Annotated in this window: 26 protein-coding genes and 1 pseudogene; 16 read left to right on the forward strand and 11 right to left on the reverse strand. The window is 60.1% G+C overall.

Going from position 1 to position 24367, the window contains the following annotated elements; all coding sequences use genetic code 11:
- The first annotated feature begins 28 nt into the window (after positions 1-28).
- The 6 genes and pseudogenes from M5B96_RS21330 (at position 29) to M5B96_RS21350 (ending at position 5679) form a co-directional block, all read left to right on the forward strand.
- Positions 29-739 carry a response regulator gene (locus tag M5B96_RS21330; protein ID WP_191486061.1) on the forward strand — a complete coding sequence of 237 codons (711 nt, stop codon included), beginning with the start codon at positions 29-31 and terminating at the stop codon, positions 737-739.
- Positions 736-2076 carry a sensor histidine kinase gene (locus tag M5B96_RS21335; protein WP_248798993.1) on the forward strand — a complete coding sequence of 447 codons (1341 nt, stop codon included), beginning with the start codon at positions 736-738 and terminating at the stop codon, positions 2074-2076. The genes M5B96_RS21330 and M5B96_RS21335 overlap by 4 nt, the downstream gene beginning before the upstream one ends.
- Positions 2077-2334: 258 nt before the next feature.
- A pseudogene (locus M5B96_RS32795) lies at positions 2335-3363 on the forward strand (cache domain-containing protein); the annotation flags it as partial.
- Positions 3364-3456: 93 nt separating this feature from the next.
- Positions 3457-4221 (forward strand): methyl-accepting chemotaxis protein, encoded by a 765-nt coding sequence (locus M5B96_RS32800; RefSeq protein WP_412548637.1) that lies wholly within the window; start codon positions 3457-3459, stop codon positions 4219-4221.
- A 94-nt stretch (positions 4222-4315) separates the two neighbouring features.
- Positions 4316-5104, forward strand: coding sequence for a DeoR/GlpR family DNA-binding transcription regulator (locus tag M5B96_RS21345; RefSeq protein WP_248798995.1), 789 nt, complete (start codon positions 4316-4318; stop codon positions 5102-5104).
- Between the two features lie 110 nt (positions 5105-5214).
- Positions 5215-5679, forward strand: coding sequence for a hypothetical protein (locus M5B96_RS21350; protein ID WP_248798996.1), 465 nt, complete (start codon positions 5215-5217; stop codon positions 5677-5679).
- 96 nt (positions 5680-5775) lie between these two features.
- Here the strand turns inward: M5B96_RS21350 and M5B96_RS21355 are convergent, their stop codons facing one another.
- Positions 5776-6498 (reverse strand): SDR family oxidoreductase, encoded by a 723-nt coding sequence (locus tag M5B96_RS21355; protein ID WP_248798997.1) that lies wholly within the window; start codon positions 6496-6498, stop codon positions 5776-5778.
- Between the two features lie 131 nt (positions 6499-6629).
- On the opposite strand from M5B96_RS21355, the gene M5B96_RS21360 reads away from it, so the two are divergent.
- The 6 genes from M5B96_RS21360 to M5B96_RS21385 all read left to right on the forward strand — a co-directional run bounded on the left by M5B96_RS21360 (position 6630) and on the right by M5B96_RS21385 (position 12019).
- The gene (locus M5B96_RS21360; RefSeq protein WP_248798998.1) at positions 6630-7526 is read left to right on the forward strand and encodes an AraC family transcriptional regulator; all 897 of its coding nucleotides are present in this window, start codon (positions 6630-6632) and stop codon (positions 7524-7526) included.
- Between the two features lie 110 nt (positions 7527-7636).
- Positions 7637-8506: a Kdo hydroxylase family protein gene (locus tag M5B96_RS21365; protein ID WP_248798999.1), complete on the forward strand. Its 870-nt coding sequence runs from the start codon at positions 7637-7639 to the stop codon at positions 8504-8506.
- A 328-nt stretch (positions 8507-8834) separates the two neighbouring features.
- A complete protein-coding gene (locus M5B96_RS21370) occupies positions 8835-9524 on the forward strand; it encodes a hypothetical protein (RefSeq protein ID WP_412548638.1) in 690 nt (229 codons plus the stop codon).
- 454 nt (positions 9525-9978) lie between these two features.
- Positions 9979-10422, forward strand: coding sequence for a TM2 domain-containing protein (locus M5B96_RS21375; RefSeq protein ID WP_248799000.1), 444 nt, complete (start codon positions 9979-9981; stop codon positions 10420-10422).
- A 383-nt stretch (positions 10423-10805) separates the two neighbouring features.
- Positions 10806-11333: a sterol desaturase family protein gene (locus M5B96_RS21380; protein WP_248799001.1), complete on the forward strand. Its 528-nt coding sequence runs from the start codon at positions 10806-10808 to the stop codon at positions 11331-11333.
- Positions 11334-11371: 38 nt separating this feature from the next.
- On the forward strand, positions 11372-12019 hold the full coding sequence (locus tag M5B96_RS21385; protein ID WP_248799002.1) for a VOC family protein: 648 nt from the start codon (positions 11372-11374) through the stop codon (positions 12017-12019).
- 54 nt (positions 12020-12073) lie between these two features.
- Here the strand turns inward: M5B96_RS21385 and M5B96_RS21390 are convergent, their stop codons facing one another.
- Positions 12074-12949 (reverse strand): DUF4087 domain-containing protein, encoded by an 876-nt coding sequence (locus M5B96_RS21390; protein ID WP_248799003.1) that lies wholly within the window; start codon positions 12947-12949, stop codon positions 12074-12076.
- A gap of 341 nt (positions 12950-13290) precedes the next feature.
- Between M5B96_RS21390 and M5B96_RS21395 the strand changes: the two genes are divergently transcribed.
- The gene (locus tag M5B96_RS21395; RefSeq protein WP_248799004.1) at positions 13291-13758 is read left to right on the forward strand and encodes a hypothetical protein; all 468 of its coding nucleotides are present in this window, start codon (positions 13291-13293) and stop codon (positions 13756-13758) included.
- Positions 13755-14045, forward strand: a complete 291-nt coding sequence (locus M5B96_RS21400; RefSeq protein WP_248799005.1) for a type II toxin-antitoxin system RelE/ParE family toxin — start codon at positions 13755-13757, stop codon at positions 14043-14045. Before M5B96_RS21395 ends, M5B96_RS21400 begins: the two co-directional genes overlap by 4 nt.
- A gap of 124 nt (positions 14046-14169) precedes the next feature.
- On the opposite strand, the gene M5B96_RS21405 is transcribed toward M5B96_RS21400, so the two are convergent.
- From M5B96_RS21405 to M5B96_RS21435, 7 genes are all read right to left on the reverse strand, one after another.
- Positions 14170-14391 (reverse strand): formate dehydrogenase subunit delta, encoded by a 222-nt coding sequence (locus tag M5B96_RS21405; protein ID WP_103497581.1) that lies wholly within the window; start codon positions 14389-14391, stop codon positions 14170-14172.
- Positions 14388-17276: a formate dehydrogenase subunit alpha gene (gene fdhF / locus M5B96_RS21410; protein WP_248799006.1), complete on the reverse strand. Its 2889-nt coding sequence runs from the start codon at positions 17274-17276 to the stop codon at positions 14388-14390. The genes M5B96_RS21405 and fdhF overlap by 4 nt, the downstream gene beginning before the upstream one ends.
- On the reverse strand, positions 17273-18835 hold the full coding sequence (locus M5B96_RS21415) for a formate dehydrogenase beta subunit (protein WP_248799007.1): 1563 nt from the start codon (positions 18833-18835) through the stop codon (positions 17273-17275). Before M5B96_RS21415 ends, fdhF begins: the two co-directional genes overlap by 4 nt.
- Positions 18832-19308 carry a formate dehydrogenase subunit gamma gene (locus M5B96_RS21420; RefSeq protein ID WP_248799008.1) on the reverse strand — a complete coding sequence of 159 codons (477 nt, stop codon included), beginning with the start codon at positions 19306-19308 and terminating at the stop codon, positions 18832-18834. The genes M5B96_RS21415 and M5B96_RS21420 overlap by 4 nt, the downstream gene beginning before the upstream one ends.
- A 419-nt stretch (positions 19309-19727) precedes the next feature.
- Complete coding sequence (locus M5B96_RS21425; RefSeq protein WP_248799009.1) at positions 19728-20000, reverse strand: type II toxin-antitoxin system RelE/ParE family toxin; 273 nt, start codon at positions 19998-20000, stop codon at positions 19728-19730.
- The gene (locus M5B96_RS21430; protein WP_248799010.1) at positions 19988-20266 is read right to left on the reverse strand and encodes a CopG family ribbon-helix-helix protein; all 279 of its coding nucleotides are present in this window, start codon (positions 20264-20266) and stop codon (positions 19988-19990) included. The genes M5B96_RS21425 and M5B96_RS21430 overlap by 13 nt, the downstream gene beginning before the upstream one ends.
- A gap of 149 nt (positions 20267-20415) precedes the next feature.
- A complete protein-coding gene (locus M5B96_RS21435) occupies positions 20416-20781 on the reverse strand; it encodes a hypothetical protein (RefSeq protein ID WP_248799011.1) in 366 nt (121 codons plus the stop codon).
- Between the two features lie 278 nt (positions 20782-21059).
- Between M5B96_RS21435 and M5B96_RS21440 the strand changes: the two genes are divergently transcribed.
- The gene (locus tag M5B96_RS21440; RefSeq protein WP_248799012.1) at positions 21060-21527 is read left to right on the forward strand and encodes a hypothetical protein; all 468 of its coding nucleotides are present in this window, start codon (positions 21060-21062) and stop codon (positions 21525-21527) included.
- 135 nt (positions 21528-21662) lie between these two features.
- Here the strand turns inward: M5B96_RS21440 and M5B96_RS21445 are convergent, their stop codons facing one another.
- The gene (locus tag M5B96_RS21445) at positions 21663-21809 is read right to left on the reverse strand and encodes a hypothetical protein (protein WP_248799013.1); all 147 of its coding nucleotides are present in this window, start codon (positions 21807-21809) and stop codon (positions 21663-21665) included.
- Positions 21810-22064: 255 nt separating this feature from the next.
- The gene (locus M5B96_RS21450; RefSeq protein WP_248799014.1) at positions 22065-22607 is read right to left on the reverse strand and encodes a flavin reductase family protein; all 543 of its coding nucleotides are present in this window, start codon (positions 22605-22607) and stop codon (positions 22065-22067) included.
- Positions 22608-22914: 307 nt separating this feature from the next.
- Between M5B96_RS21450 and M5B96_RS21455 the strand changes: the two genes are divergently transcribed.
- Positions 22915-23556, forward strand: coding sequence for a c-type cytochrome (locus tag M5B96_RS21455; protein ID WP_248799015.1), 642 nt, complete (start codon positions 22915-22917; stop codon positions 23554-23556).
- Positions 23557-24367 lie beyond the last annotated feature (811 nt).

Raw genomic sequence — 24367 nt, forward strand, 5'->3', positions numbered from 1 at the left:
TCTTTCCAACTTCGAGTGATGGCCGCCGGTGAGCAGTCTGTTGATCGTGGACGACGACCTCGAGGTCCTTGCCCTGCTGAAGAAATTTTTTGTGCTGCATGGTTATACGGTAGAAGTCGCCGCCGATGGCGCGGCGTTGTGGGCCGCGGTGGAGCGCCAGGCCCCGGACCTGATCATCCTCGACCTGATGCTGCCCGGGGAGAACGGCCTGATGCTGTGCCAGCGCCTGCGCCGGCAGTACGCGACCCCGGTGATCATGCTGACCGCCATGGGCGAGTTGAGCGATCGGGTGGTGGGCCTGGAAATGGGCGCCGACGATTACCTGGGCAAACCCTTCGATGCCCGCGAATTGCTGGCGCGGGTCCGGGCGGTGTTGCGCCGGGCCGGGGAAAGCCGGCCGTTGAGCGGTGAAGTGCCGCGCCCGCTGATCCGCTTTGCCGACTGGCAACTGGACCTGACCCGACGCGAACTGCGCTCGCCGGACCAGGTGATGATCCCGTTGTCGGCGGGGGAGTTCGATCTGCTGCTGGTGTTTGTCGAGCATCCCCAGCGCATCCTTACCCGCGAGCAACTGCTGGACCTGGCCCGCGGGCACAGCCATGACGCGTTCGACCGCAGCATCGACGTCCAGGTCAGCCGCCTGCGGCGCAAGCTGGAGTTCGACACCAAGCGCCCGGCGATGATTCGCACGGTGCGTAATGGCGGTTATCTGTTCACCCCTGACGTGACGCGCCAATGACTCGCTTCGGCGCCGGGCGTTATCGTCCCAGGGACACGGTGGCGCGCTGGATCGCCCTGACCGTACTGATGGCCATGTTGACGGCGCTGGCGTTCAATGCGCTGTTCGTCAAGCTGGCCGGTGTCTGGGCCTATCCGCCCCTGAGCGAGACCGGTCTACTGGAAAAGATCATCTCCATCAGCCGTGTGCTCGAAGCGTCCGAGTCCAGGCAGCGTGGCCGTTTGGCCGCGGTGGTCAGTGAGCCGGATATATTGGTGGCCTGGTACACCGATTATCATGACATCGTCCTGCCGAAAATCGTCAAGACGCCTCACGGCGAGGAAGCTCAGGCCATACGCCGGGCGCTCAATATGTCGAATCGCCGGCTCGAGACCTATGAACCTGCCGATTCGGATGGGCGTTACGGGGTGCTGATTCAACTGACCGACGGTACCTGGCTGGAGTTTTCCACCGCATCGCGGAGTTGGGGGCTGGATGAGGGGCCACGTCGACTGATAGTGATCGTGCTGGTGTTGCTCTCCACCGCAGTGGTCACCTTGATTGCGACCCGCCGCCTGGCTCGACCGCTGCAGCAATTCGCCCAGGGCGCGCGGCGTTTTGGCGTCGACTTCCGGGCCCCGCCGGTGGAGCCGGTCGGGCCCCATGAAATCCGTCAGGCGATCCTCGCCTTCAACGCCATGCAGGCCCAGTTGCAGCACTTCATCAAGGACCGCACGCAGATGCTCGCGGCCATCTCCCATGACCTGCGCACGCCCTTGACCCGCATGCGTCTGCGCGGTGAGTTCATCGAGGATGAGGAGCAACAGCAGCGATTGTTCCGGGATGTCGATGAAATGCAGGCGATGATCAACTCCGCACTGGAATTCTTCCGCGACGATGCGCGGCTGGAGGAAGCGACCTCCTTCGACCTGGCGGAGTTGCTGCAAACCCTGGTGGACGATTATCGCGACCTGGGGATCGAGGTCGATTTCGCGGGGCCGTCCAGGTGGGTGTACTTCGGGCGGCCGCTGGGGCTAAAGCGGGTTGTCGGCAACTTGCTGGACAATGCGATCAAGTACGGCAGCGAGCCATCGATCGTGTTGGAGTCGGATTCGGAGCGACTGCTGATCCGCGTACAGGATCGTGGGCCGGGTATTGCAGCGGATTGCCTTGAACGGGTGTTTGAAGCGTTCTTTCGGTTGGAGAGTTCGCGCAACAAAAGCACCGGTGGCGTCGGACTGGGCTTGTCGGCGGCGCGGGCGATTGTGCTGGAGCAGGGTGGCACGCTGACCCTGAGCAACCGGGCGGGTGGCGGGTTGGTCGCGCTGGTGCTGCTGCCGTTTCAGGGCGGCTTGTAGGCAGCCTCCGGGCGGCCTGCTTGTCAGCGAGCCGGGGGGAGTGAAGTTGTTGGAACTTCACAGGCCACTAAAGAGCGTACTGTAAGTTTGGGGACGATCAATTTTTTTGATGCCAGCCCCCGGATATTTGTTGTTTGACAGTCCATTAAGTAACACTGAAACTTTGCCCATTAAGGGTGGTTTTCGCCCTGCCCATTGTTTTGTCCTGCCTTGATATAAAGTCAAACAAAAACCCTCCATTGTGCAGTAGCCAAAACCATGAATATTCGATTGAAGTTCAGTCAAAAGATCCTGCTCGCTGTTTCTACCGTGGTGGTTGTGGTCTTTGCGGTTTTCGCACTGTATGGCGATTATCGGCAACGCAACGAGATCAGCGGCAATATCGAAAACAACTTGCACACCACTGGGCAGGTTCTTGCCCAGAATATTCAGACATGGCTGAGCGATCGTTTGCTATTGGTGGATGCAATGGCCCAGGTCGTCGCGCTCGACCCGGCCAGGGAGAAGGTTCGCACCTTGCTCCAACAACCTGCGCTTGCCTCGACCTTTGTCGCCGGCTATAGCGCAACGCGCGAAGGTGCCTTCGATATCTTTCCCGAGCGGGTCATGCCCGATGGCTACGATCCACGCCAGCGGCCCTGGTACTCGGACGCGGTCAAAAACGGTCCGATCCTGACCGAACCCTATATCGGCGTGGGCAGCGACTACCTGGTGATGAGCGAGGCGGCGCCGGTCAAGTCCGGCGGCCAGGTGCTGGGTGTGCTTGGCGTCAATATCAGCCTGGACAAGATGGCCAGGATGATCAACGCCCAGGATTTTGGCGGTATCGGTTATGCCTTCCTGGTCAGTTCCGACGGCAATATCCTGGTGCACCCGGACAAAGCCCTGGTCACCAAGAACCTGCGTGATATCTACGGCCTGGAGCCGGTGCGAATCGGCGGCGAGCTGACTGAGGTGCGACAGGCGGGGAGCACGCAGTTGCTGACGTTCATGCCGGTGCAGGGCCTGCCCTCGGTGAAATGGTATGTCGGTCTGGCTGTCGATAAGGACAAAGCCTACGCAGCACTGAGGCAGTTTCGTCTCTCGGTACTGATTGCGACTGTCGTCCTGCTGGCGATCACCTTTGTCTTGCTCAGCCTGTTGATCAGGCTGCTGATGAAACCCTTGCACCATATGACCGGTGCGTTGGAAGACATTGCCCAGGGCGATGGTGATCTGACGCAGCGCCTGCCGATCCAGTCGCGTGACGAGTTCGGCTACCTGGCGGGGGCCTTCAACCGGTTTGTCGAACGTATCCACGGTTCGATCCGTGAAGTGGCCTCGACCACCGCGCGCCTGAGCCAGGTGGCCAGCCGGGTGGTCAACGCCTCCAACGCCTCGATGAGCAACTCGGACAATCAGTCCCAGCGCACCAGCAGTGTCGCGGCGGCGATCAATCAATTGGGCGCGGCCGCCCAGGAGATTGCCGTGAATGCCGCGGATGCCTCGCAGGGCGCCTCCGATGCGCGAGACACCGCGGATGAAGCGCGACGGGTAGTCGATCGTTCGATCCAGGCGATGAATGAACTGTCGGCCAAGATCCTTTCCTCCAGCGCGCGGATCGAGCAGCTCAATAGCCACACGTCGAGCATCGGCCAGATACTCAAGGTGATCCAGGCGATCTCCGAGCAGACCAATCTGCTGGCCCTGAATGCCGCTATCGAGGCCGCCCGTGCCGGCGAGTCCGGACGCGGTTTCTCGGTGGTTGCCGACGAAGTGCGCAACCTCGCCGGACGCACCCAGGCCTCGGCCCAGCAAATCCACGGAATGATCGAGGAGCTGCAAGTCGGTTCCCGGCAGGCGGTGCGGACCATGGCCGAGAGCCAGCAATACAGCGCGGAGAGCGTGGCCATCGCCAACCAGGCCGGCGAGCACCTGGGGCAGGTCACCCGGCGTATTGGTGAGATCGACGGGATGAATCAGTCGGTAGCCGCCGCCACCGAAGAACAGACCGCCGTGGTCGAGGCGATCAACATGGATATCACCCAGATCGATACCTTGAACAAGGATGCGGTGGAGAACCTCAACGCCACGCTCCTGGCCTGTTCCGACCTGGAGCAGCAGACGGCCCGGCTGGAGCAACTGGTCAGCGGTTTCCGTATTTGAGGCGTTCTTTACCTGAGAGGCTGTTTGCACAGGGTTGCCATTCGCCCGAGAGTCTCGTATAAGTCGGCACAAACGGGCAGGCTCAGGCATAAACATGCAAAGCGTTCACCTAGCGTCAGAATTGCCGCACCTGCGGCGGCAAAAAATCCTGTTGTTGCTCGAACGGGACGGCAAGGTCATGGCCTCTGAACTGGGCCAGCATTTCGCGGTCTCGGAAGACACCATCCGCCGCGACCTCGCGGAACTCGCCCAGGCCGGGCTGTTGCAGCGGGTGCATGGTGGCGCGTTGCCGCGTCCCAAGGACACCGGCAAGGACTATTTCACCCGGGTCGCCGAACCCAATGAGGTGAAAACCCGTCTGGCCCGGATAGCGGCGCGGCGGGTCGAGTCGGGGCAGATCGTACTGTTCGACTCCGGTAGCACCACCTTGCAGATCGCCCAGTCGCTGCCGTCCGGGCTGTCGATCACGGCCGTTACCTGTTCGCCGATGATTGCCATGACCCTGGCCGAACATCCGGGCATTACCGTGATCCTCGCCGGCGGCAAGCTCAACCCGGCGACCATGGCCTCGGGTGGCCACGAGGCTGTGCGGCTGATCCAGGGCGTCAAGGCCGACCTGCTGTTTACCGGGGTCTGCGCGATTCACCCGGAGATCGGGATTACTTCACTGCATTACGACGAGATCGCCGTGAAGCAGGCCATGCTCGACAGTGCCTCGCACGTGGTGGCGGTGACCACGGCGGACAAGCTTGGCGCCGTGGAGCCTTTCGTGGTGGCGCCTTGTACACGTTTGCAGACCATGCTCACCGAGCACTTTGTGGTGCCGGGAGAGATCGAGGCTTATCGGCGCATGGGCATTGAAGTCATACAGATGGAGGCTTGAAACGATCGGCCGGTATCAGGGCCACTTCTTGAAACAGCCGTTAATACACTAACGTCGAAGGAACTTCTCGGGCGTCTATAGTTTGGACTCATGCCAAAGGAGGGCGTGTCATGACATTCAATGACTTGATCGGTAAGTATTTATTTCTACCCATGCTCGATACTTTTGAATGGCCTGATGAAATGTGGCCGTATTTCCAGGTATTGGCGGGGCATGACTTTGTCGGTGAAATAACCTGTTTCTATAGTGAGCCCAGTCATACAGGAAAAGTGATCGGCTCTTTCTACCCCGAAGAGGGTGATCGTGAAGGCGAAGGGCATCTGCGCGTCATCTTGGACGGCTTGGCATCGGATCTTCAGTGCGATGTCGAAGGCAGTTTTTGTGCGCTCTACAAGGCTGCGTCACAAGAAGCCATGCGCCGGATGTGGCAGGCCACGTACTATAAATTGGTCAGTAACAGCGCAGGCGATTATAACCTGTGGCTGATGCGTTCCGAGGCGGACGCGGCCATTTTGCAGTTCAGTGTGGCGGATGAGTCCAGGCGCGCGCGTCTGGCGAACCTGAAAACCTGTTAGCGGCTGGCGATATGAAGAGGGCCGACGGCTTGCCGGTCCTCGCCTTGTTCCATCGCCCTGGGGGGTATGGATCGCAGTGTTGGAGAAGGGGGCCGATTACCAGGGGATGCTGCCGTTCTCGTCGAAGTAGCCGCCAGTGGGGCCGTCCCGATCAAGGGTGGCCAACCTGACAATCACTTCGGCGGCCTGTTCCACGGTACGGTAGCCGCTGTGCTGGTTGAAGTCGGTCTTGGTATAGCCCGGATCGGCGGCGTTGACCCGGATCCCGCTGGCCGCCAGCTCTTTGGCAAAGGACAGCGTCACTGCATTGAGCGCCGACTTCGAGCTGTTGTAGCCAAGGATATTGATCGAGGCGAACTCGTTGGTCGGGTCGTTCAGCCAGCCGAGTGAGCCCAGGCCGCTGCTGACCATGACGATATTGGCGTGGGTCGAGGCCTTGAGCAGGGGCAGGAAGGCCTGGGTCGTGCGGATCGGGCCGAACACGTTGACCTCGTAAACTTCCTTGATGGTGCTCAGGGGCGTCTCGCTGGGGGCTGACATATCGCCCAGTATGCCGGCGTTGTTGATCAGCACGTCGAGCCGGCCATCTTCCCGTTGCACGCGCTCGGCGGCGGCCCTGACACTGTCGTCGCTGGCGGTATCGATCTGCAGGACCCGGATGTCGTGGCCCATGTCGCGCAATGTCTGGGCTGCTGCCTCGCCACGAACCGGATCGCGACTGCCCAGCCAGACCTTGTAGCCAAGTTCGCCGAGACGCCGCGCGGTTTCAAAGCCGATGCTTTTGTTGGCGCCGGTGATCAGTACTGTTTGCTTGAGCATCTGGTTTCTCCTGTGTAGGTGAGGCCAGTCTGCTCGTCGGCGTCAGGGCGGGCGTGCCGGTTACTGGCTAGTTCTTGCCTATTACTGGCGCTTCGGTTGACGGTTGGCGCGGTGAGTGAGAGTTTTCGTCCATGAACAACAGACTTGATCAACTCAAACACTTCGTGCGCCGGCATGCCCAGGGCCGGCAGACCGCAACCGGTATGCCGCGGCTTTCCGTCATGATGGGCGAAACCCGCACGGGCCCTCTGCCGGGACTTTACGATCCGATGATCTGCCTGGTATTGCAGGGCGCGAAGCGGGTGCTGATCGGTGACCAGATCCTTGAGTACGGTACCGGTTGCTACTTTATCGCTTCGGCCGAGATACCGGCCAGTGGCGAGGTGATCGACGCCAGCCCGCAACTGCCGTACCTGTCGGTGGCCCTGGCCTTCGACCCCGAGGTCATTGCCTCGTTGTTGCTGGAGATGCCGATTGTCGGGGAAAAGAGCCTGGGCCGCAGCTTTGCCGTCAGCGCCGCCGATGATGAACTGATCGATGCCTTTGGGCGGATGCTGCGCTTGATGGAACGGCCCCAGGAAATCGCCGTGCTGGCGCCATTGTTGGAGCGCGAGATTCTGTTTCGGCTGCTGTGGGGGCCTCAAGGGGGCATGTTGCGCCAGATCGCCCGGGCCGACAGCCGGTTGTCCCGTGTCCGTCGGGTATTGAACTGGATACGCCAGCACTATGTGGAAAGGTTTCGGGTCGAGGACCTGGCGCGGCTTGCCGATATGAGCCCGTCGGTCCTGCATCGGCACTTCAAGGCGGTCACGGCCATGACCCCGATCCAGTACCAGAAGCGCATCCGCCTCCATGAAGCCCGCCGCCGTTTGCTGGCAATGCCGGGTGATGCGGCCGGGGTGGCCTTTGAAGTGGGCTATGAAAGTGCCTCTCAATTCAGTCGCGAGTATGCCCGCCTGTTTGGCGTGCCGCCGGCCAGGGATGCCAGGGAATGGCGGGGCAAGGTGCTGGCTGAGGTGTCTAGCTGAGCCCTCTTGAGCGGGGGTATCTCGTCAGCGAAGGTAACAAAACATTGCAATGGTCGGTCGGATCGCCGCATCATTGCAGGCCTACTCCCCCAAAGAGGCCCCCTGAGGAAATGGATTCTCAGATCATAGGCATCGACTTCGCCGATTGGCGGATGCCTGAAGTGAACGCGCAATGGATTGCCGCGTTGGAAGCGGGCAAGGTCCTTTATTTCCCCCGGTTGTCGTTTGAATTGCGGGAAGAAGAGAAGTCCTTGCTCCGTCCGGATGTTCGCTCGCCCAAGGCCCGTAATATCAGCCTGGATGCGAATAATCAGCTCAAGGGCGCGCAAGGCGATGCCGCCGTGCAACAAGCGCTGAGCGAGATGATCGGACGCTTCCGTGAGCAGGCGCAGACGCTGGTGTATTCGCTGCTGCCCCGCTACCAAGGCGCCTTGCGCCTGGCCCCTACCAGCTATCGTCCGATGCAGGTCGAGACCCGTGCACAGTCCTGGCGCGCGGATGATCGTCGTCTGCATGTCGACGCCTTTCCTTCGCGTCCCAACTACGGCGAGCGCATTCTGCGGGTGTTCAGCAACATCAATCCCGAGGGCATACCGCGGGTCTGGCGTGTCGGCGAGCCTTTCGAAACGGTCGCCGAGAAGTTCCTGCCACGGGCCAAACCGTATGTGGCCTGGCAGGCTGGCTTGTTGAAAGCACTGGGCATCACCAAGTCATATCGCAGTGAATATGACCATCTGATGTTGCAATTGCATGACGGCATGAAAGGCGACCAGATCTATCAGGAAACCGCCGAGCAGGTGACCATGCCGTTCGCCGCGGGTTCGGTCTGGGTGTGCTTCTCGGACCAGGTGCCGCACGCGGTCATGTCCGGCCAGTACATGCTTGAACAGACGCTGCACCTGCCGGCCGACAAGCAATATGACGCCCAGTCCAATCCCTTGGCGATCCTGACGCGGATGATGGGGCGGCCTCTGGTTTGAGCCTGCACTGACTGACTCAAGCCGAAACGGCGGCTGCGGCCGCTCGTGCCGTTCGGCTGCCCCCCCCACCCCGCGTGATCCCGTCTCGAAATATTGGCGTGCTGCCTGGCGTACTGCCGGGTAGGCGCACGCACGGCGGTTTTGTCTCAATCGGCAAAATGAAGGAAATATGAACGGCCAGTGAATATTTTTTGAACTAAGTGATCGATTTCCTGTTCCTAGATCCCCGGATTCTTCACGTTTACATCCTAATGGAGTAGTGCTTGTGTTTAATTGTCTGACCCGCCTGTTCATCAAATCCTCGGCCTTGGTCGTGATTGCCAGCCCGATGGTTGCGATGGCGGCGCCCTCCACCGATCCGATTTCCCAATTTGGTGTCCTGGGCAGTTACAGCCACTTCAAGTTGGAGGGGGGTAGCCAGTCCGAGAAAAGCCATCTGCCCGCTGCCGGCCTGTTCTACAACTTCGGCAACAAGATGACCGCTGAATCCGGCCTTATCTACCAGGCTGGTGTCGAAGTGAAGTACGGCAAGAATGACGACAACAAACTCAAGGAAGGCCAGGGCGACCTCGATCTGGGCTGGCGTGCGGCGCTGGACGCGCACAACTTCTTTGACGTGATCGTGGGCGGCGGTTACAGCTGGACCCGCTACGAACCGGACTCCGACGACTACAACGTCAAGCTCACCGGCCGTTCGCCGTTTGCCAAGGCCGCGCTGGGTTATAACCATCAGTTCGATGCCGCGACGATGCGCGTCGAAGCGGGCGTACGGCGCAGCATTGGCAGCGAGGCACAGATCAGGGTCGCTGGCGAGGGCTCCGATACGGTGGACCTGAAGGACCATACCAACCCCTATGCCGAAGTGAACTTCCTGTTCAACCAGCAAAGTTCGTTGCCGATTGTCGCGGGCGTTTACTACACCCACACCGAGTTCAAACTGGACGGTGATTCCGATCTGGCGGACAACACCAAGCTCAAGATCGACGAGTTTGGTGCCAAGGTCGGTATCGCCTTCTGATGCATGAAGCGCGGGGGCCCTGGTTCCCGCGCTTTCTCCTCGTGGTTGCCGTGCTTTTGTCTGTAATGGCTCATTCCTTCCCGCGCCCTCTAGACGGCGCACCAGCGAAATAGTAGCTTTCCTCCCCAAAGCCCTCCGCTCCTGGCCGTCTCCACGCGCCAGCGACTCAGGCCTTCATAGCGGTTAAGGAAGATGCAGTGAAACCGCCGATGACGTGCTGATCCTTCAGCCCGGTCCGGCAGTCACTTTTCAAGGACGAGCGATGGCCGATCGGTTCAACGACTCAAAGCTGAAAACCACCCGACCGTATTGATGAATATCGACGACCTCTGTTCGGCGATTGTCGATGGAGCGTTCGTGCCGGTGCAGGTTGTCCGGTAAAAGAGAACTCACTGCGTTCAATCCCCTAGAGACATTCCGCGTCCCCTGTCCCGTACTTCCCAAGGAGCTGTAGATGAAAGGCAAGATCCTGAGTTATGACACCAACACCCGTAACGGCATTATTTCCGGTGATGACGGTAATCGTTACACCTTCGACGTTGTCGAGTGGAAAGCCGCGGTGTTGCCCAAGGCCGGCGCGCGCGTCGACTTCGCCGGCAATGGTGCGTTTGCCGAAGCCATCTTCGCCGACGGTGCCGCTGCCGGTGGCAGCTCCAAGAAGATCCCGGCGGCCCTGCTGGCGTTCTTCTTCGGCGGTTTTGGCGTGCACAAGTTCTACCTGGGCTACAAGACCCAAGGCGTGATCATGTTGCTTGTGTTTCTGTTCGGCTGGCTGTTGTTCGGCATCCCGTCGATCATTATCAGTATCGTCGCCTTTATCGAATTCATCATTTACCTGGTCAAGTCCGAAGAAGACTTCGAACAGACTTATGTGGTCGGTAAACGCGGCTGGTTCTGATATCGCTGAACTCGGGCTTGAGTAAGTCCGGGTCGGTTGCCGGTGTCAGTGCTGGTGGGCGGGGGCACGTTGGGTGCTCCTGTTCGACTGAACAATGCCCTGTCTGTATAGCTGCTGTGCCTTACCCTTTCGATATTTCCTAAGAACACGCTTGCTTGCGATGGCTGTCGGGCTGGTGCGGTGCCTTCGGGTATGCCCTGGTTTTGAGGGGACGCGAGCGGCAATGTGGTTGCCTCCTTCCTCGCCCTGGCTTGTGTCCCTCGAAAAAACGAATGCTGAATCACTCATCGCATTCGATTTACCCGCCTACCGAGGTATGCTTGAGCACGGCTCAAACATTCCCTGCCGCCTTTCCCGACGTTCCTGCGAGCTCACGGCGTTCCATGATCACCCACGTTGCCCTGTTTCTCTGCACCCTGATGGCCATGGAAGGGGTCGGCTACCTGGCGCATAAGTACGTGATGCATGGCTGGGGCTGGTTTCTGCACCGTTCCCATCATGAGGAGCACCTGGGCGCCTTCGAGACCAACGACATCTACCTGCTGGTATTGGCGGCGGTGGCCATCACCCTGATCGTGCTGGGCAATAGCGGCTACGACCCCCTGCAGTGGATCGGCGCCGGAGTGGCGGCGTTCGGGATCATCTATGTCGTGGTGCATGACGGCGTCGTCCACCGCTATTGGCCATTTCGGCCGCGGCCGCGCCATCCCTACCTGAAGCGCCTGTATCAGGCGCACCTGCTGCATCATGCGGTGAAGGGGCGCAAGAACGGTGTGTCGTTCGGTTTTCTGTATGCGCCGCCATTGCGCACGTTGAAGAGGCAGTTGCGGGCGTCGCGTGAGGCGACCGGGCTTGGCGGGGAAAGACGCCGTTCAGTTTGGCGGGGTGATAGTGCGAGTGAGGCTGAATAAAGCCGGGGCGAAGAAAATCTCTTGAAGGAGCGGATCGCGTGAAAAGCACTATCGATCATCTGGCTATCGTGGCGCCGGACCTTGATACCGGCTGTGCGTTCGTCACTGGCGTTCTGGGCGTCGACCTTCAACCGGGCGGTGCCCATCCACGCATGGGCACCCATAACCGGCTGCTGCGCCTTGGTCCTGAGCTTTATCTGGAAGTGATTGCGGTGGACCCGTCGGCTGAACGCCCGAAGCGGCCTCGATGGTTCGGCCTTGATCAACTTGCGCCTGACTCACCCGCACGCTTGGCCACATGGGTTGTACGAACCGATGATATCCATGCTGCCAGCGCCTCTTGCCACGACATCGTCGGAGATGTCGAACCCATGACCAGAGGAACATTGTCCTGGCAGATAACGATACCCGCGGACGGTAGCCTTCCTTTGGGCGGGGCAGCCCCGACCCTGATCCAATGGGAACAGGCCACTCATCCCGCGAGCACAATGCAAGACAAAGGCTGTTCCCTAGTGGCGTTGGATGTCTTCCATACTGATCCGGAAAAAGTCAGGGCGGTGCTGACGGCCATGAATTTTTCGGGGCCGGTTTATCTTCATACGCTCAAAGATACTTCAACTCCGTTTCTGGTCGCGCATATTCAAACACCCGATGGCTTGAAAGCATTGCCGATCTCGGGCGCGTGAGTTGAACCCGGATCTGCTGTGGTCACCGGGAATAAACTACGCGCAGAGTAACTTCTACTTCTTCTCATCAAAGCGAACCGATCGAATGATCGCGCCAATCGTGTCGAAGTCCTGGTAGTAGCCCACGGTGTCGAACAGCAGCTGTGTCTTGGCGTTGTAGACGATGGCCATCAGGCAGGTACCACCGGCGGCATGAAAGCCGGTTTCCTCATCACCCACGCCACAGGTCTGGATCGTCTGCATGCCTTTCCAGCCGGGGCCTTCGATGATGTCGACGGGGCTGGGCGAGTCCATGCCGGCGCTACGCATCCAGACGCCGTCCTCCTGGGAAAAGACCATGCTGTCGGCGGCCTGTTGCAGCGTGCCGTGCTGGACGCAGAGATTGAGGGTGTATTCCTCGTTGGTCCGGGTCTTTGGCTGGTTGAGGTTCAGGCACTCCTTGTTCTTGCTGATCTTCCAGCCTTTCGGGTAATTGAAGCTGAAGCCGACGGCCTGGTAGGGCTTCATGTTTTTGGCCGAGGCCGGCACATCGGGTGGTCGTGGCGCCAGCGGATTGGCCGGCTCGTGCAAGGTTGTATCGTTGCGGCAGGCCGCCAGTGGGCGGGCGACGGCGTTGGTGAGGTGGTTCAGGCGGTGAGTCTCGGGATCGGCGCTGGCGGTCATGCAGCCGCAGCCGTAGCCATAATGCCCGTTGGTGCGCACCCATTGCGCATCGCTGAATTGTGGCCAGTCGCCTTCGGCCTGGTAGCCGCCCTGGGTGGCGATTTCCCAGGTGCCGTCACGGTCGGTGAGGGTGGCGTTCGCCGCGGTCGGATTTTCGAACCAGCCGCAACGGCGTTCGACCTTGTCGGCAGCTTGGGCCGGCAGGATCACGCAGGTCAGCACGAGGGTGATCAGGGAGAACTGAATGTGCGGGGAGAGGCGCGGCATGGAACGTCCTTACCTGTGATCGGCAGATGGCGGCGGTGCGCTGGAGTGGTCGCCGAAAGCATAGGTGATGATAGCGAATGTTGGCTCTCTACCGCAGTGACCTCGCATTACCTGGGTGAGATGGGTAAGGCAATCATTGATGACTTGACACAGGGGATGTTGCGCGGAGGCGTTGGTGTAGGCGGGTGACGTCTGGCTTGTGCCGATTTTGGCGGTGAGTGTTGGCAGGCTCACCGCGTTATCGTTCCTCGCGAGCAAGCTCGGCTCCCACAATAATTGCAGGTTAATTGTTACTCGTGTACTTTCATAACAATTAATCGTGATGCTATAGGGCAATCGCTATGCGCACTCTCACGTTGGAACAACTGCGTGCCACCACCGAAGCGGGTGGCATCGTCGGTGTTACCTTGAAAGCGCTGGGCGGGGTTTTTTTCGTCCAAGTAGAAACCCGGAACGGAGACGCCGCCGTACTGGCCAAGGCGCGTAGTAGCGAGCCGCGCAGTTTCGGTAATCCTGGCCAGGCCCTGAACCTGCTACTCGGGCTCGGCCTTGTGGTTGGTGCCTTCGATGTTGCGCTTTGGAATCCCGAGGACAGGAGCGCCAGCCGGACCCGACCAGATCGTGCTGAGGCGCTGAAACGCACGCATGGGGCCGCCGAGCACGACAAATGGTTTCGTGAGCAGGTGCAACAGGGGCTGGCCGAAGCGGATGATCCGAACACCCAGTGGGTATCGCATGAAGAGGCGAAATCAAGCTGGGCGGCGAAACGAGCAGAGTTGGCGAAACGCATCAAGGAGGGCGGTTCTTGATTATTCGCTGGCTCCCTAGTGCGATTCATGATCGTGATGTACAGCTCGATTACATTGGCGAGCGCAACCCTGGTGCTGCGATCGATCAGGGTGATCGTATCGAACATCAGGTCGGCCAGTTGCTCGATCACCCTGAGATGGGGCGATTCGGTCGCATCGAAGGGACGCGCGAACTGGTCATTAGCGGCACCCCGTTCGTCGTTGTTTATCGCCTCAGGCCCCGCCTCAAGCTGATTGAGATTATCCGCTTGTTGCACGGTGCCCAGCAGTGGCCGAAAACTGATTAAGCGAGTGCAATGGTGCATTGCCAGACGCTGCGTTGGAAATGCAGAGCGTCGATTTTAAAAGCACTGGAACGCCCCTCGACCCGTCCTCACAGGCCAAGGGGGCATCCCAAGCGATCGTCTGAACCTAAGCCTCCCACCCCGCGCCACTGACCGCCGCCTGCGCCAGCGGGTGCAAGTCAGCGCCCTGATGCTCCGTCTGCCAGGCCAGCAACTCCTTGCGCATGCCGGGTGTCCAGAACATCTGCAGATGATTGCGCACGCCGAGCACGGCCTGTTGCTGGTCCGGTTCGGTGGCGAAGTACTGGGCGATCTGGTTGGCCATCTTGATCAGGTTTTCAGTACTCATCGGCGCACCTCGGCTTTGGCTCCTGCGCTGCGTTCATGGCGGCGCTCATCAAGCAGGCGTTGTTGTTCGTCGCTGAATTCCTGATAGCGTTTCTGCCACTCGGAAGGGTGGTAGACACGGCTGACTTCGACGGCGGTGACCTTGTACTCCGGACAGTTGGTGGCCCAGTCGGAGTTGTCGGTGGTGATGACGTTGGCCCCCGATTCAGGGAAGTGGAAGGTGGTGTACACCACGCCCGGGGCGACCCGTTCGGTGACCCGCGCGCGCAGTACGGTCTGTCCGGCGCGGCTGCCGATGCCGACCCAGTCGCCTTCGTTGATGCCACGGCTCTCGGCATCGCTCGGGTGGATTTCCAGGCGGTCTTCGTCATGCCAGGCGACGTTCTCGGTGCGCCGGGTCTGGGCGCCGACGTTGTACTGGCTGAGGATGCGCCCGGTGGTCAGCAGCAGTGGATAGCGATTGTTGACCTTCTCCTCGGTGGGGATGTAGCCGGTGAGCATGAAGCGACCCTTGCCGCGCACGAATTCCTCGATGTGCATGGTCGGCGTGCCATCCGGTGCGGCGGCGTTGCACGGCCATTGCAGGCTGCCGTGGCTATCCAGCGCGGCATAGCTGACGTTGGTGAAGGTCGGCGTCAGGCTGGCGATTTCATCCATGATTTCCGACGGGTGCTTGTAGTGCATGGGGTAACCCAGGGCATTGGCCAAGGCCACCGTGCCTTCCCAGTCGGCCTTGCCGCCCAGCGGTTCCATGACCTTGCGTACCCGCGAGATGCGCCGCTCGGCGTTGGTGAAAGTGCCGTCCTTTTCCAGGAACGAGCTGCCCGGCAGGAACACGTGGGCGAACTTGGCGGTTTCGTTGAGGAAAATATCCTGCACCACGATGCATTCCATCGCCGATAGAGCGGCCGTGACGTGCTGGGTATTGGGATCGCTCTGGGCGATGTCTTCGCCTTGGCAATACAGGCCCTTGAAGCTGCCGCTGAGGGCGGCTTCGAACATATTGGGGATGCGCAGCCCCGGGTCGGGTTGCAGGCTGACGTGCCAGGCCTGTTCGAACTGCGCCCGCACCACCTCGTTGGAGATGTGCCGGTAACCGGGCAGCTCGTGGGGAAAGGAGCCCATGTCGCAGGAGCCCTGCACGTTGTTCTGACCCCGCAGCGGGTTTACGCCCACGCCTTCGCGACCGATATTGCCGGTGGCCATGGCCAGGTTGGCGATACCCATCACCGCGGTGCTGCCCTGGCTGTGTTCGGTGACGCCCAGGCCGTAGTAGATCGCCGCATTCTTGCCACCGGCATACAGGCGGGCGGCGGCACGGATATCGGCAGCGGCGACACCGCAGATCGGGCCAAGGACTTCCGGCGAGTTTTCCGCGCGGCTGACGAACTCGCTCCAGTGGGCGAAATCGCTGCCCTCGCAGCGGGCGTCGATAAAGGCCTGGTCGAGCAGGCCTTCACTGACGATGACGTGGGCCAGGGCGTTGAGCATGGCGACGTTGGTGCCCGGGCGCAGGGCCAGGTGCAGTTCGGCGCGGCCATGCACCGCGTCCACCAGGTCGATGCGCCGTGGGTCGATGACGATCAGTCGCGCGCCTTCACGCAGGCGGCGTTTGAGCTGGGAGGCGAACACCGGGTGGGCATCGCTGGGGTTGGCACCGATCACCAGGATCACGTCGGCTTGCATCACCGAGTCGAAACTCTGGGTACCGGCGGACTCGCCCAGGGTTTGTTTCAGGCCATAGCCGGTTGGCGAATGGCAGACCCGCGCACAGGTGTCGACGTTGTTGTTGCCGAAGGCGGCGCGTACCAGTTTTTGCACCAGGTAGGTTTCTTCGTTGGTGCAGCGGCTGGAGGTGATGCCTCCGATGGAGTCGCGCCCGTATTTCTGCTGCAGCCGGCGGAATTCGCCAGCGGCGTAGGTCACCGCTTCATCCCAGCTGACCTCCTGCCAGGGGTCGTTGATGTGCTTGCGGATCATCGGCTTGGTGATGCGATCCGGGTGGCTGGCATAGCCCCAGGCAAAGCGCCCCTTGACGCAGGAGTGGCCGTGGTTGGCCTGGCCGTTCTTGTCGGGAACCATGCGTACCAGTTTGTCGCCCTTCATCTCGGCGCGGAACGAGCAGCCCACGCCGCAATAGGCGCAGGTAGTGATCACGGCGCGTTCGGGCTGGCCCAGTTCGACCACGCTTTTTTCCATCAGGGTCGCGGTGGGGCAGGCTTGCACGCAGGCGCCACAGGATACGCATTCCGAGTCGAGGAAGTTTTCCCCACCGGCGGCCGCGACCCGGGATTCGAAACCGCGCCCGGTAATGGTCAGGGCAAAGGTGCCCTGGGTTTCTTCACAGGCGCGCACGCAACGGTTGCAGACGATGCACTTGCTCGGGTCGTAGTCGAAGTAGGGATTGGAGGTGTCCTTCTGCTCGGCCAGGTGGTTGTCGCCTTCATAGCCGTAGCGTACCTCCCGCAGGCCGACCTGGCCGGCGACGGTTTGCAGTTCGCAGTTGCCGTTGGCCGAGCAGGTCAGGCAGTCCAGCGGGTGGTCGGAGATATACAGCTCCATGACATTGCGGCGCAGAGTGGCGAGCTTCGGCGTCTGCGTGTGCACGCTCATGCCTTCGCTGACCGGCGTGGTGCAGGACGCCGGGTAGCCGCGCATGCCGTCGATCTCCACCAGGCACATGCGGCAGGAGCCGAAGGCTTCCAGGCTGTCGGTGGCGCAGAGTTTCGGAATGGTGGTGCCCAGCAGCGCGGCGGCGCGCATCACCGAGGTGCCTTCGGGCACGCTGATGCTGCGGCCGTCGATGTTCAGGGTGACCTGTACCTGGCTGTCGCGGGCCGGGGTGCCGAGGTCGATATCGGTATTCGGGTCGAAGAGAGTGATCATTGCTCGGCCTCCGAGGATTGCAGACCGAAGTCGGCGGGGAAGTACTTGAGGGCGCTGGCCACCGGATAGGAAGTCATGCCGCCCAGTGCGCAGAGCGAACCGTATTGCAGGGTGTCGCACAGGTCCTTGAGGATGAGCGCCTGGGTATCACGACCGTTCTGGTCCGGTGCGGCGAGCAGGCGGTCAATGACTTCCACGCCGCGGGTCGAGCCGATGCGGCAGGGGGTGCATTTACCGCAGGATTCCTCGGCGCAGAACTGCAGGGCGAAACGCGCCATGCGGGCCATGTCCAGGCTGTCGTCAGCCACTACCACGCCACCGTGACCGAGCATGGCGCCGATGGCGGCGAAGGCTTCGTAATCCAGCGGGGTGTCGAATTGGCTGGGCGGCACCCAGGCGCCGAGAGGGCCGCCGACCTGGGCGGCCTTCAGCGGCCGGCCGCTGGCGGTACCGCCGCCGTAGTCTTCCACCAGTTCCCGCAGGGTCAGGCCGAAGGCCCGTTCCACCAGGCCGCCGTGACGAATATTGCCCGCCAGTTGGAAGGGCATGGTGCCCAGGGAGCGGCCCATGCCGTAATCGCGATAGAACGGCGCGCCCTTGGCCAGGATCAGTGGCACCGAGGCCAGGGTCAGCACGTTGTGCACCAGGGTCGGCAGGCCAAACAGGCCCTTCAAGGCGGGGATCGGCGGCTTGGCGCGGACGATCCCGCGCTTGCCTTCGAGGGAGTCCAGCAGCGCGGTTTCTTCACCGCAGATGTAGGCGCCGGCACCGACGCGCACTTCCATGTCGAAGGCCAGGCCGCTACCGCCGACATTGCTGCCGAGGTAACCGGCGGCGCGGGCGATCTCCAGGGCTTCGCGCAGGGTGGCGACGGCCTGTGGATATTCCGAGCGCACATAGATATAGCCGTAGCTGGCGCCGACGGTGATGCCGGCAATGGCCATGCCTTCGATCAGCAGGAACGGGTCGCCCTCCATCAGCATGCGGTCGGCGAAAGTGCCGGAGTCGCCTTCGTCGGCATTGCAGACAATGTATTTCTGCGCCGCCTGGGCACTGCGCACCGTGCGCCATTTGATCCCGGCGGGGAAGGCCGCGCCGCCACGGCCACGCAGGCCGGAATCGAACACGGCGCTGGCGGTCTGCTCACCGCCCAGGGCGATGGCCTGGGTCAAACCTTCGAAGCCGCCGTGGGTGCGGTAATCCTCAAGAGACAGTGGTCGGGTGATGCCGGCGCGGGCGAACAGCAGCCGTTGTTGCGTCTTCAGGTAAGGCAACTGCTCCACCGGGCCCAGGGCCAGGGGATGGGCGGACGGATCGCCTTGTAGCGCATCGAGTAGCGACGGCACATCGGCAACGGTCAGCGGGCCGAAGCCGATACGGCCCTGCGCGCTGTCGATTTCCAGCAGCGGTTCCAGCCAGTACAGGCCACGGGAGCTGGTGCGTTGCAGGTCCAGCGGCAGATTGCGTTCGCCGGCCTGGGTGGCCAGGGCCACGGCGACCTCATCGGCACCCACGGCACGGGCAAGGGAATCGGCGGGGAGATAGAGGCTCGGCATCATGCGTCCTCCAGGCAGCTATCAAGCAGGGCATCCAGGCGCTCGGCGCTGAGTCGCGCATGCACCTGTCCATCCAGTTCGAGGGCCGGCGAGCAGGCGCAGGCGCCGAGGCAATACACCGGACGCAGGCTGATATTGCCGTCGGCGCTGCTGCCGTGGTCGTCCAGTTGCAGACGTTCGCGCAGTTGCGCGGCGAGCTGCTCGGCGCCGCGGCTCTGGCAGGATTCGGCGCGGCACAGGCGCAGGATATGCCGGGCCGCAGGCGCGCTACGGAAGTCGTGGTAGAAGCTGATCACCCCGCGTACCTCGGCCTGGCTCAGGTTGAGGGCGTGGGCAATCTCGGGGACGGCGGCATCGGGGATGTAGCCGATGCCTGCCTGAATCTCATGGAGGATGGGCAACAGTGCGCCGGGGGAGCCCTTGTGGCGCTCCAGCACGTTATTGACCATAGGCAGGTGCAACATCTCATCAGGCATACGGCATTCCTCACGGTCACGGACAAACCAGGCGGTTGTCGGTTGTCCGAAAGTGTCGGCTGCGGCACTCACGCCACGTCACGTATCGTGGCATTTCAGGCCGTTGGCCAGGCACCCTGGGCGGGTATCTTGTTGGGCCCGATGCGGTCTTTGCCGCACCTCTTCAGGGCATAAAAGCCAGCTTGCCACGCGGCCTTTGATTCGCCTGCACCAAAGCGACGTACGCGGTTCTTTTTGCGACCGCCTGTTGAGTCTAGATGAGCGTGGTCTGAGGTGTTGTCCCCGAGGGGTGGGGTGCCCCCTTTTTCCAGAAAGTCGGGGCGAAAAAAAACCGCCTTGGTAGGGCGGTTTTTCCGCAGGTCTGGCATAAAGCCAGCCTGCATGGCTCACAGAGTGAGTTACTTGTATCCAAGCTCCTTTTAGTGTCGAACAGTCAAGATCGTGACGAAATCGCCATTGATATGGTAGCGGGCTATATAGCCGCTGTCTCCGAAGTCAATCAACCATTCCCGGTACTCGTCGGGCAGATCCTCAATCGGGCGGCCAATATGTGGTTGAATTCCGAGCATCCGCACGCTCTGCATGATTACTGTGCCTGCTCGACCAGCGGCGTCGGCGTTCTTTGGACGCAGGAACTCCCGCAACCGTTGAATGTCCCGAATGGCGGCAGGGGCGAAGATCACTTGTGGCATACGGGCGCAGGCAATTCATTTTCAGTGCCCCAGCTCGAAAGCCACTTCTCTACTTCATCGGTCGTCGCGTGCAGGCCAGTGGCTTGAAACTCTTCCCATGCTTTCAGCGTGTCCTGCCGGAACGCTTCATGCTTTTCCTCGCGCTCAACGTACTGCGCGATAGCCTCGCGCATAATCCAGTGCGAGGTGCGGCGGCGAGCCTCGGCCAGATGCTGCACGCGCCCTTTAAGCTCATCATCGAGCTTGATGGAGGTTGCTGTTGCCATGCTGGCACTCCTGTAGCGAAAGGTAATACCTAGCGCTACTATGGCCACCGAGTGCTGGGCTGTCCATCGATCTACTTTCTGCCGGCTCACCGCTTGTCGATAGCTGTTTGGCGATGCCCTCGTGATTTGCCAGGGGGTGGGCTTAACGCTCACTGGAATTGTTCCCCTATACAGAATGCGATAGCGGCAAGAAAAAAAGGGATCTCAAAATACAATGGGGCTTTGATCCATCGCTTGAGTTTCAGCGGAATGGCATCGACCTCTTGCTGGGTCAAGAGCCCGCGCCAGATAAATATTTTGGGGAACATGATCATCATGCTGATCACCCCTTGTCTCATCGAGCGATCTTTGAACGAGCTTCCGCCCCACCACCGGCGATCACCGATTATCATTGCATTATTATTGAAGTAGGGCTCGACCAGATCCAATTTTGTATTGACGACATAGGTTGACAAGCCAATACCAAAGAGCATGAAAAATATACTAAAAACGGCTAATAGCGGATAAATGGTCATAAGCCTTCCCACTTATACATCAGATCCCCCATTGACTCTCCGAATTTTCCTCCCCACGTTCCTCCCACATATCCGCCGACGGCACCACCGATAATTCCGCAACTCAACGCACCCCAACCTCCCGACACAACACCCAATCCAACGGCACATACAATGCGCCCTCCATAGGCGCCAACCTTTCCTCCGAAGTGAGATCCCGTAATCCCGGCCGCTACTTTCCCGCCTTCCACATAGCGCGCCTTCCGGCACTGCTCCTCTCGCCCGGTCGAACAGGCTTCTTGAATCGCCAGCCCCGCCGCCCCCACGTCCAGCGCCATGCCCACATAACCGCCTTTGCTCAGAAATCGGGAGGTACTGGCAATCTTGTTGATCCGCTGCGCCTACCCGTCGATGTCCTGGCGATGCAGATAGCGTCGGGTGGAAATGCCGAGCCTCTTCTTGATCGATTTGTTATGCCGCAGGCTGGTGCCATAATGACCGACGCCCTGGAGTTGGGTGTCCAGCTTCTGGAACAGGACTTGGCGCCGAGCGATGAACTCGGTCCTTGCCGAAGCGCCGTCTTTCAGGTGCTGCTGATGCAGTTTTTCTATGTCTTTCAAGGTTTCCTCAACCCCACTCAAATGCCGTCCCCAGGCCGCGGTGGTGCTGCCGATGCCAATCGAGCTATAACCCAGCAACCCCTGCAACAAATCATAGTTGTTTCATTGATGAATCCGTGCGCCACGCTTCACATCCTTGATGTGTGAAAGATGACGTCGGATATAAAGGCAGATAAACACTGAAAAAAAGAGCAATTCCGCTATTTGCTACAGGTCTTAATTGATTATAGGAAATGTCCTGCGTGTCGATTGATGCTGACAAGGTTGGAGAGCGTGCGTGGCTTACTTGGTGACGGGCAGTTTTCCGGTGGCAATGAAGGCATGAAAGGCTGTTTGTCCGTCACGCGCGGCCTGACGCACATCAAGGTATGTCAGTTCACTGCTGATGGGCTTCTTGTAGGGATTGTCGATTTTTTTGGTGGTGGCCATGGTGCTGTCCAGAGATCGAATGCTCATATGAAAAGGTTAAGCGATCGTTCATTGTTGAGCAAACCAGGGTGGCTGGCGATATTGCAGCTGCTTCGGCCAATGGTTTGTGCTGGGAGGTCGGCGGGCTCAGCGCACTTTCGTTCTCCGTCGGTACGCTGCCGTTAGCGTGAAACCGCTTACCTTGACCGGACGCCTTGAGCAAGCGTGGTGTACCGCGCCTCGGGATGTGGAGCGGGCACTTGTCGCACGCAGACCCTAGACACCCTCTGGAAGCTTCGATGCCATCATTTTTCTTCGATTCAATTTACGTCCGTCGACGATGAAGGTGCCATCACCCACGGCATGAATAGTTCGCGTCTCTTTTCGTGAGCGATCGAAGTACGCAGCGATGCCTTCGAGGACAACGATATTGTGCTTCTCGATGATATCGATAACTTTGCATTCGATATTGGCCAGGCATTCCTTGATCAAGGGTGACCTGACATGTTTCCCCGTCACAGGCGTCAGTCCGAATTTTACAAATTTGTCGGTATCGGCGCCGGAACATGTTCCGACACCCACCACTTGATCGATCAGATCCACAGTGGGGATTGAAATGACGCATTCCCTGGTATTGCGAAGCGCGGCGTAGGAGTAATTCCAGGGGCCGGTGGTTATGGCAAATATCGGCGTAAAGCCCATCACCATGGTCCACGAGATGGTCATTATGTTGTTCTTTTCAGCATCGTGGGTGGTGACGAAGACAACCGGGCCTGACTCCATCAGTGTGAATGCTTTGCCGATGTTCATCTGCTTCATCACCCAGCGCTCCTCATTGTCCAGTTCGCCCAGACGGGTTTTCGGTCAATTGCATGTGTGCATGCGGCACGCTGAGATCATCGGCATGGCAGTCTCCCGTCGAGCGCCGATAAATCGATCATAGCGCAAGGCACTGTTGCTCATGGCCGTGGCTATCTCTGGTACACGCGCAGACTTGATATAAATCAAGACGAGGGAGGCTTCATGGGAGAAATCTGGACAAAAGTGGGTGTTGACGTACGACTGAGCACCTCCCACGCGTTTTGATCAGTTGAGCGCAGGGGCGTAGACCATGAAAGCAATTTGCATGAAGCGTTCTTTCAATCGTTCGCAATGGTTTCTTGCCCTTGGCGTGGTGGCGCTCACCGGTTGTACCGGTACGAGCGAGCAGGCATCGGAACAAACCTCGCCGATGCCCGGCCTGGCCATGGTCGACAAGGTTTGCTCCATGTGCCACGGATTGACGGGGGAGTCCGTCTCGCCGATGTTTCCCAAATTGGCCGGCCAGCAAAAAGAGTACCTGAAGTTACAGCTGGCTGACTTCCAGGGCCATATGCGCAACGATAAGATCGGGACTCAGTACATGTGGGGATTTACCCATTTGACGCAGACCCAGATCAGCGAACTGGCGGACTATTTTTCCAGTCAGGGCCCCATGAAGGCTGATGCCGACACGCCTGATGCGCGCGGCGAGTTGATCTTTCGCAAGGGCTTGCCTGAGTCGGGCGTCGCGCAGTGCAGTTCCTGCCACGGTGCCGAGGGGCAGGGCCAGGGTCGGTTTCCGCGCCTGGCAGGTCAACACGCCTATTACATGATTCGCCAGCTCAAGGTTCTTCAACAGACCGAGCAGCGCCCGCGTGACGGCCTGATGAAGCAGGTCATCCATTCACTGCCTGATGAAGATGTCGTCTCTGTCGCTCATTACATTGCGACACTCGGGGCGAAATAGGCACCGGCAATGGGCGCGAGAGGCCGGGTTGGAATACTGGGCGGTCGTCGATGATTTGACGCAGTGGATGTTGCGCGGGGAGAGGGCGTAAGGACCGGGCGATCTTCGATTGATGTCGAGATTGGCGGCGGCGCACGGCAGGCTCACCGCGTTATTGTTCATCGCCAGCAAGCCGGCTCCTACAGGATTGCAGTGCCTTGCGTAGGGATACACGCTGGGAGCCGCTGGATTTCTATTCACTGCGAGCAGGACTCAACTGATAGCTATCTCTTCAGCGCGCAAGGTTCACCTTGGAATGTCGTGAGCCGGTGGTGTTGGATGTATGGGATGGCATTTGGATGAAAGGAAACACGCAATGGAACATCCACGCCGAACACAGATGCGTCCGCTTGGCTCAAGTCATTCGCTACCAAAAGATCGCCCTGGTCGGTGAACGAAATCAAGCCTTCGTCCAGCAATGCGTGGAGTGCCACATTTAAAATGATGCTTTTAAATGGGTGTCCGGTTTCATTAGACCACTACATTCCCGGCTGGAATAGGCATCGCTTGCGCAAGGTGAGTTGTGAAGGGCATTCCTGATGGGCATATTTCCTATGCAGGCCAGCTCTCTACTGGGCGAGCGGCGATGTCGCGATCATGAGTCTCGACACATCAACCTATCGAGGAAATACTCATGACCCTTCAAGCCAAACTGGATGCTTTCAAGGCCGACTTCGTTGCCGGCAAACCTCCCTACAACGCTCCGGCCCCCGTGCATGCCGTGATGCACCGGGCCACTGCCGAGCTGATCGCCAGCGGCCAGGCCGAGCGC

Source organism: Pseudomonas sp. MWU13-2105 (assembly GCF_023242315.1).
Classification (GTDB): domain Bacteria; phylum Pseudomonadota; class Gammaproteobacteria; order Pseudomonadales; family Pseudomonadaceae; genus Aquipseudomonas.

What these genes read in the sequence shown, in the direction of transcription:
- M5B96_RS21450 (WP_248799014.1), bottom strand. Translation starts at nt 22,607, where the DNA reads ATGAAGCAGATGAACATCGGCAAAGCATTCACACTGATGGAGTCAGGC.
- M5B96_RS21445 (WP_248799013.1), bottom strand. Translation starts at nt 21,809, where the DNA reads ATGGCCACCACCAAAAAAATCGACAATCCCTACAAGAAGCCCATCAGC.
- M5B96_RS21335 (WP_248798993.1), top strand. Translation starts at nt 736, where the DNA reads ATGACTCGCTTCGGCGCCGGGCGTTATCGTCCCAGGGACACGGTGGCG.
- M5B96_RS21405 (WP_103497581.1), bottom strand. Translation starts at nt 14,391, where the DNA reads ATGAGTACTGAAAACCTGATCAAGATGGCCAACCAGATCGCCCAGTAC.
- M5B96_RS21370 (WP_412548638.1), top strand. Translation starts at nt 8,835, where the DNA reads ATGGTTGCGATGGCGGCGCCCTCCACCGATCCGATTTCCCAATTTGGT.
- M5B96_RS21425 (WP_248799009.1), bottom strand. Translation starts at nt 20,000, where the DNA reads ATGCCACAAGTGATCTTCGCCCCTGCCGCCATTCGGGACATTCAACGG.
- M5B96_RS21415 (WP_248799007.1), bottom strand. Translation starts at nt 18,835, where the DNA reads ATGATGCCGAGCCTCTATCTCCCCGCCGATTCCCTTGCCCGTGCCGTG.
- M5B96_RS21455 (WP_248799015.1), top strand. Translation starts at nt 22,915, where the DNA reads ATGAAGCGTTCTTTCAATCGTTCGCAATGGTTTCTTGCCCTTGGCGTG.
- M5B96_RS21355 (WP_248798997.1), bottom strand. Translation starts at nt 6,498, where the DNA reads ATGCTCAAGCAAACAGTACTGATCACCGGCGCCAACAAAAGCATCGGC.
- M5B96_RS32800 (WP_412548637.1), top strand. Translation starts at nt 3,457, where the DNA reads ATGAGCAACTCGGACAATCAGTCCCAGCGCACCAGCAGTGTCGCGGCG.
- M5B96_RS21395 (WP_248799004.1), top strand. Translation starts at nt 13,291, where the DNA reads ATGCGCACTCTCACGTTGGAACAACTGCGTGCCACCACCGAAGCGGGT.
- M5B96_RS21350 (WP_248798996.1), top strand. Translation starts at nt 5,215, where the DNA reads ATGACATTCAATGACTTGATCGGTAAGTATTTATTTCTACCCATGCTC.
- M5B96_RS21345 (WP_248798995.1), top strand. Translation starts at nt 4,316, where the DNA reads ATGCAAAGCGTTCACCTAGCGTCAGAATTGCCGCACCTGCGGCGGCAA.
- M5B96_RS21435 (WP_248799011.1), bottom strand. Translation starts at nt 20,781, where the DNA reads ATGACCATTTATCCGCTATTAGCCGTTTTTAGTATATTTTTCATGCTC.
- fdhF (WP_248799006.1), bottom strand. Translation starts at nt 17,276, where the DNA reads ATGATCACTCTCTTCGACCCGAATACCGATATCGACCTCGGCACCCCG.
- M5B96_RS21375 (WP_248799000.1), top strand. Translation starts at nt 9,979, where the DNA reads ATGAAAGGCAAGATCCTGAGTTATGACACCAACACCCGTAACGGCATT.
- M5B96_RS21430 (WP_248799010.1), bottom strand. Translation starts at nt 20,266, where the DNA reads ATGGCAACAGCAACCTCCATCAAGCTCGATGATGAGCTTAAAGGGCGC.
- M5B96_RS21390 (WP_248799003.1), bottom strand. Translation starts at nt 12,949, where the DNA reads ATGCCGCGCCTCTCCCCGCACATTCAGTTCTCCCTGATCACCCTCGTG.
- M5B96_RS21365 (WP_248798999.1), top strand. Translation starts at nt 7,637, where the DNA reads ATGGATTCTCAGATCATAGGCATCGACTTCGCCGATTGGCGGATGCCT.
- M5B96_RS21360 (WP_248798998.1), top strand. Translation starts at nt 6,630, where the DNA reads ATGAACAACAGACTTGATCAACTCAAACACTTCGTGCGCCGGCATGCC.
- M5B96_RS21420 (WP_248799008.1), bottom strand. Translation starts at nt 19,308, where the DNA reads ATGCCTGATGAGATGTTGCACCTGCCTATGGTCAATAACGTGCTGGAG.
- M5B96_RS21380 (WP_248799001.1), top strand. Translation starts at nt 10,806, where the DNA reads ATGATCACCCACGTTGCCCTGTTTCTCTGCACCCTGATGGCCATGGAA.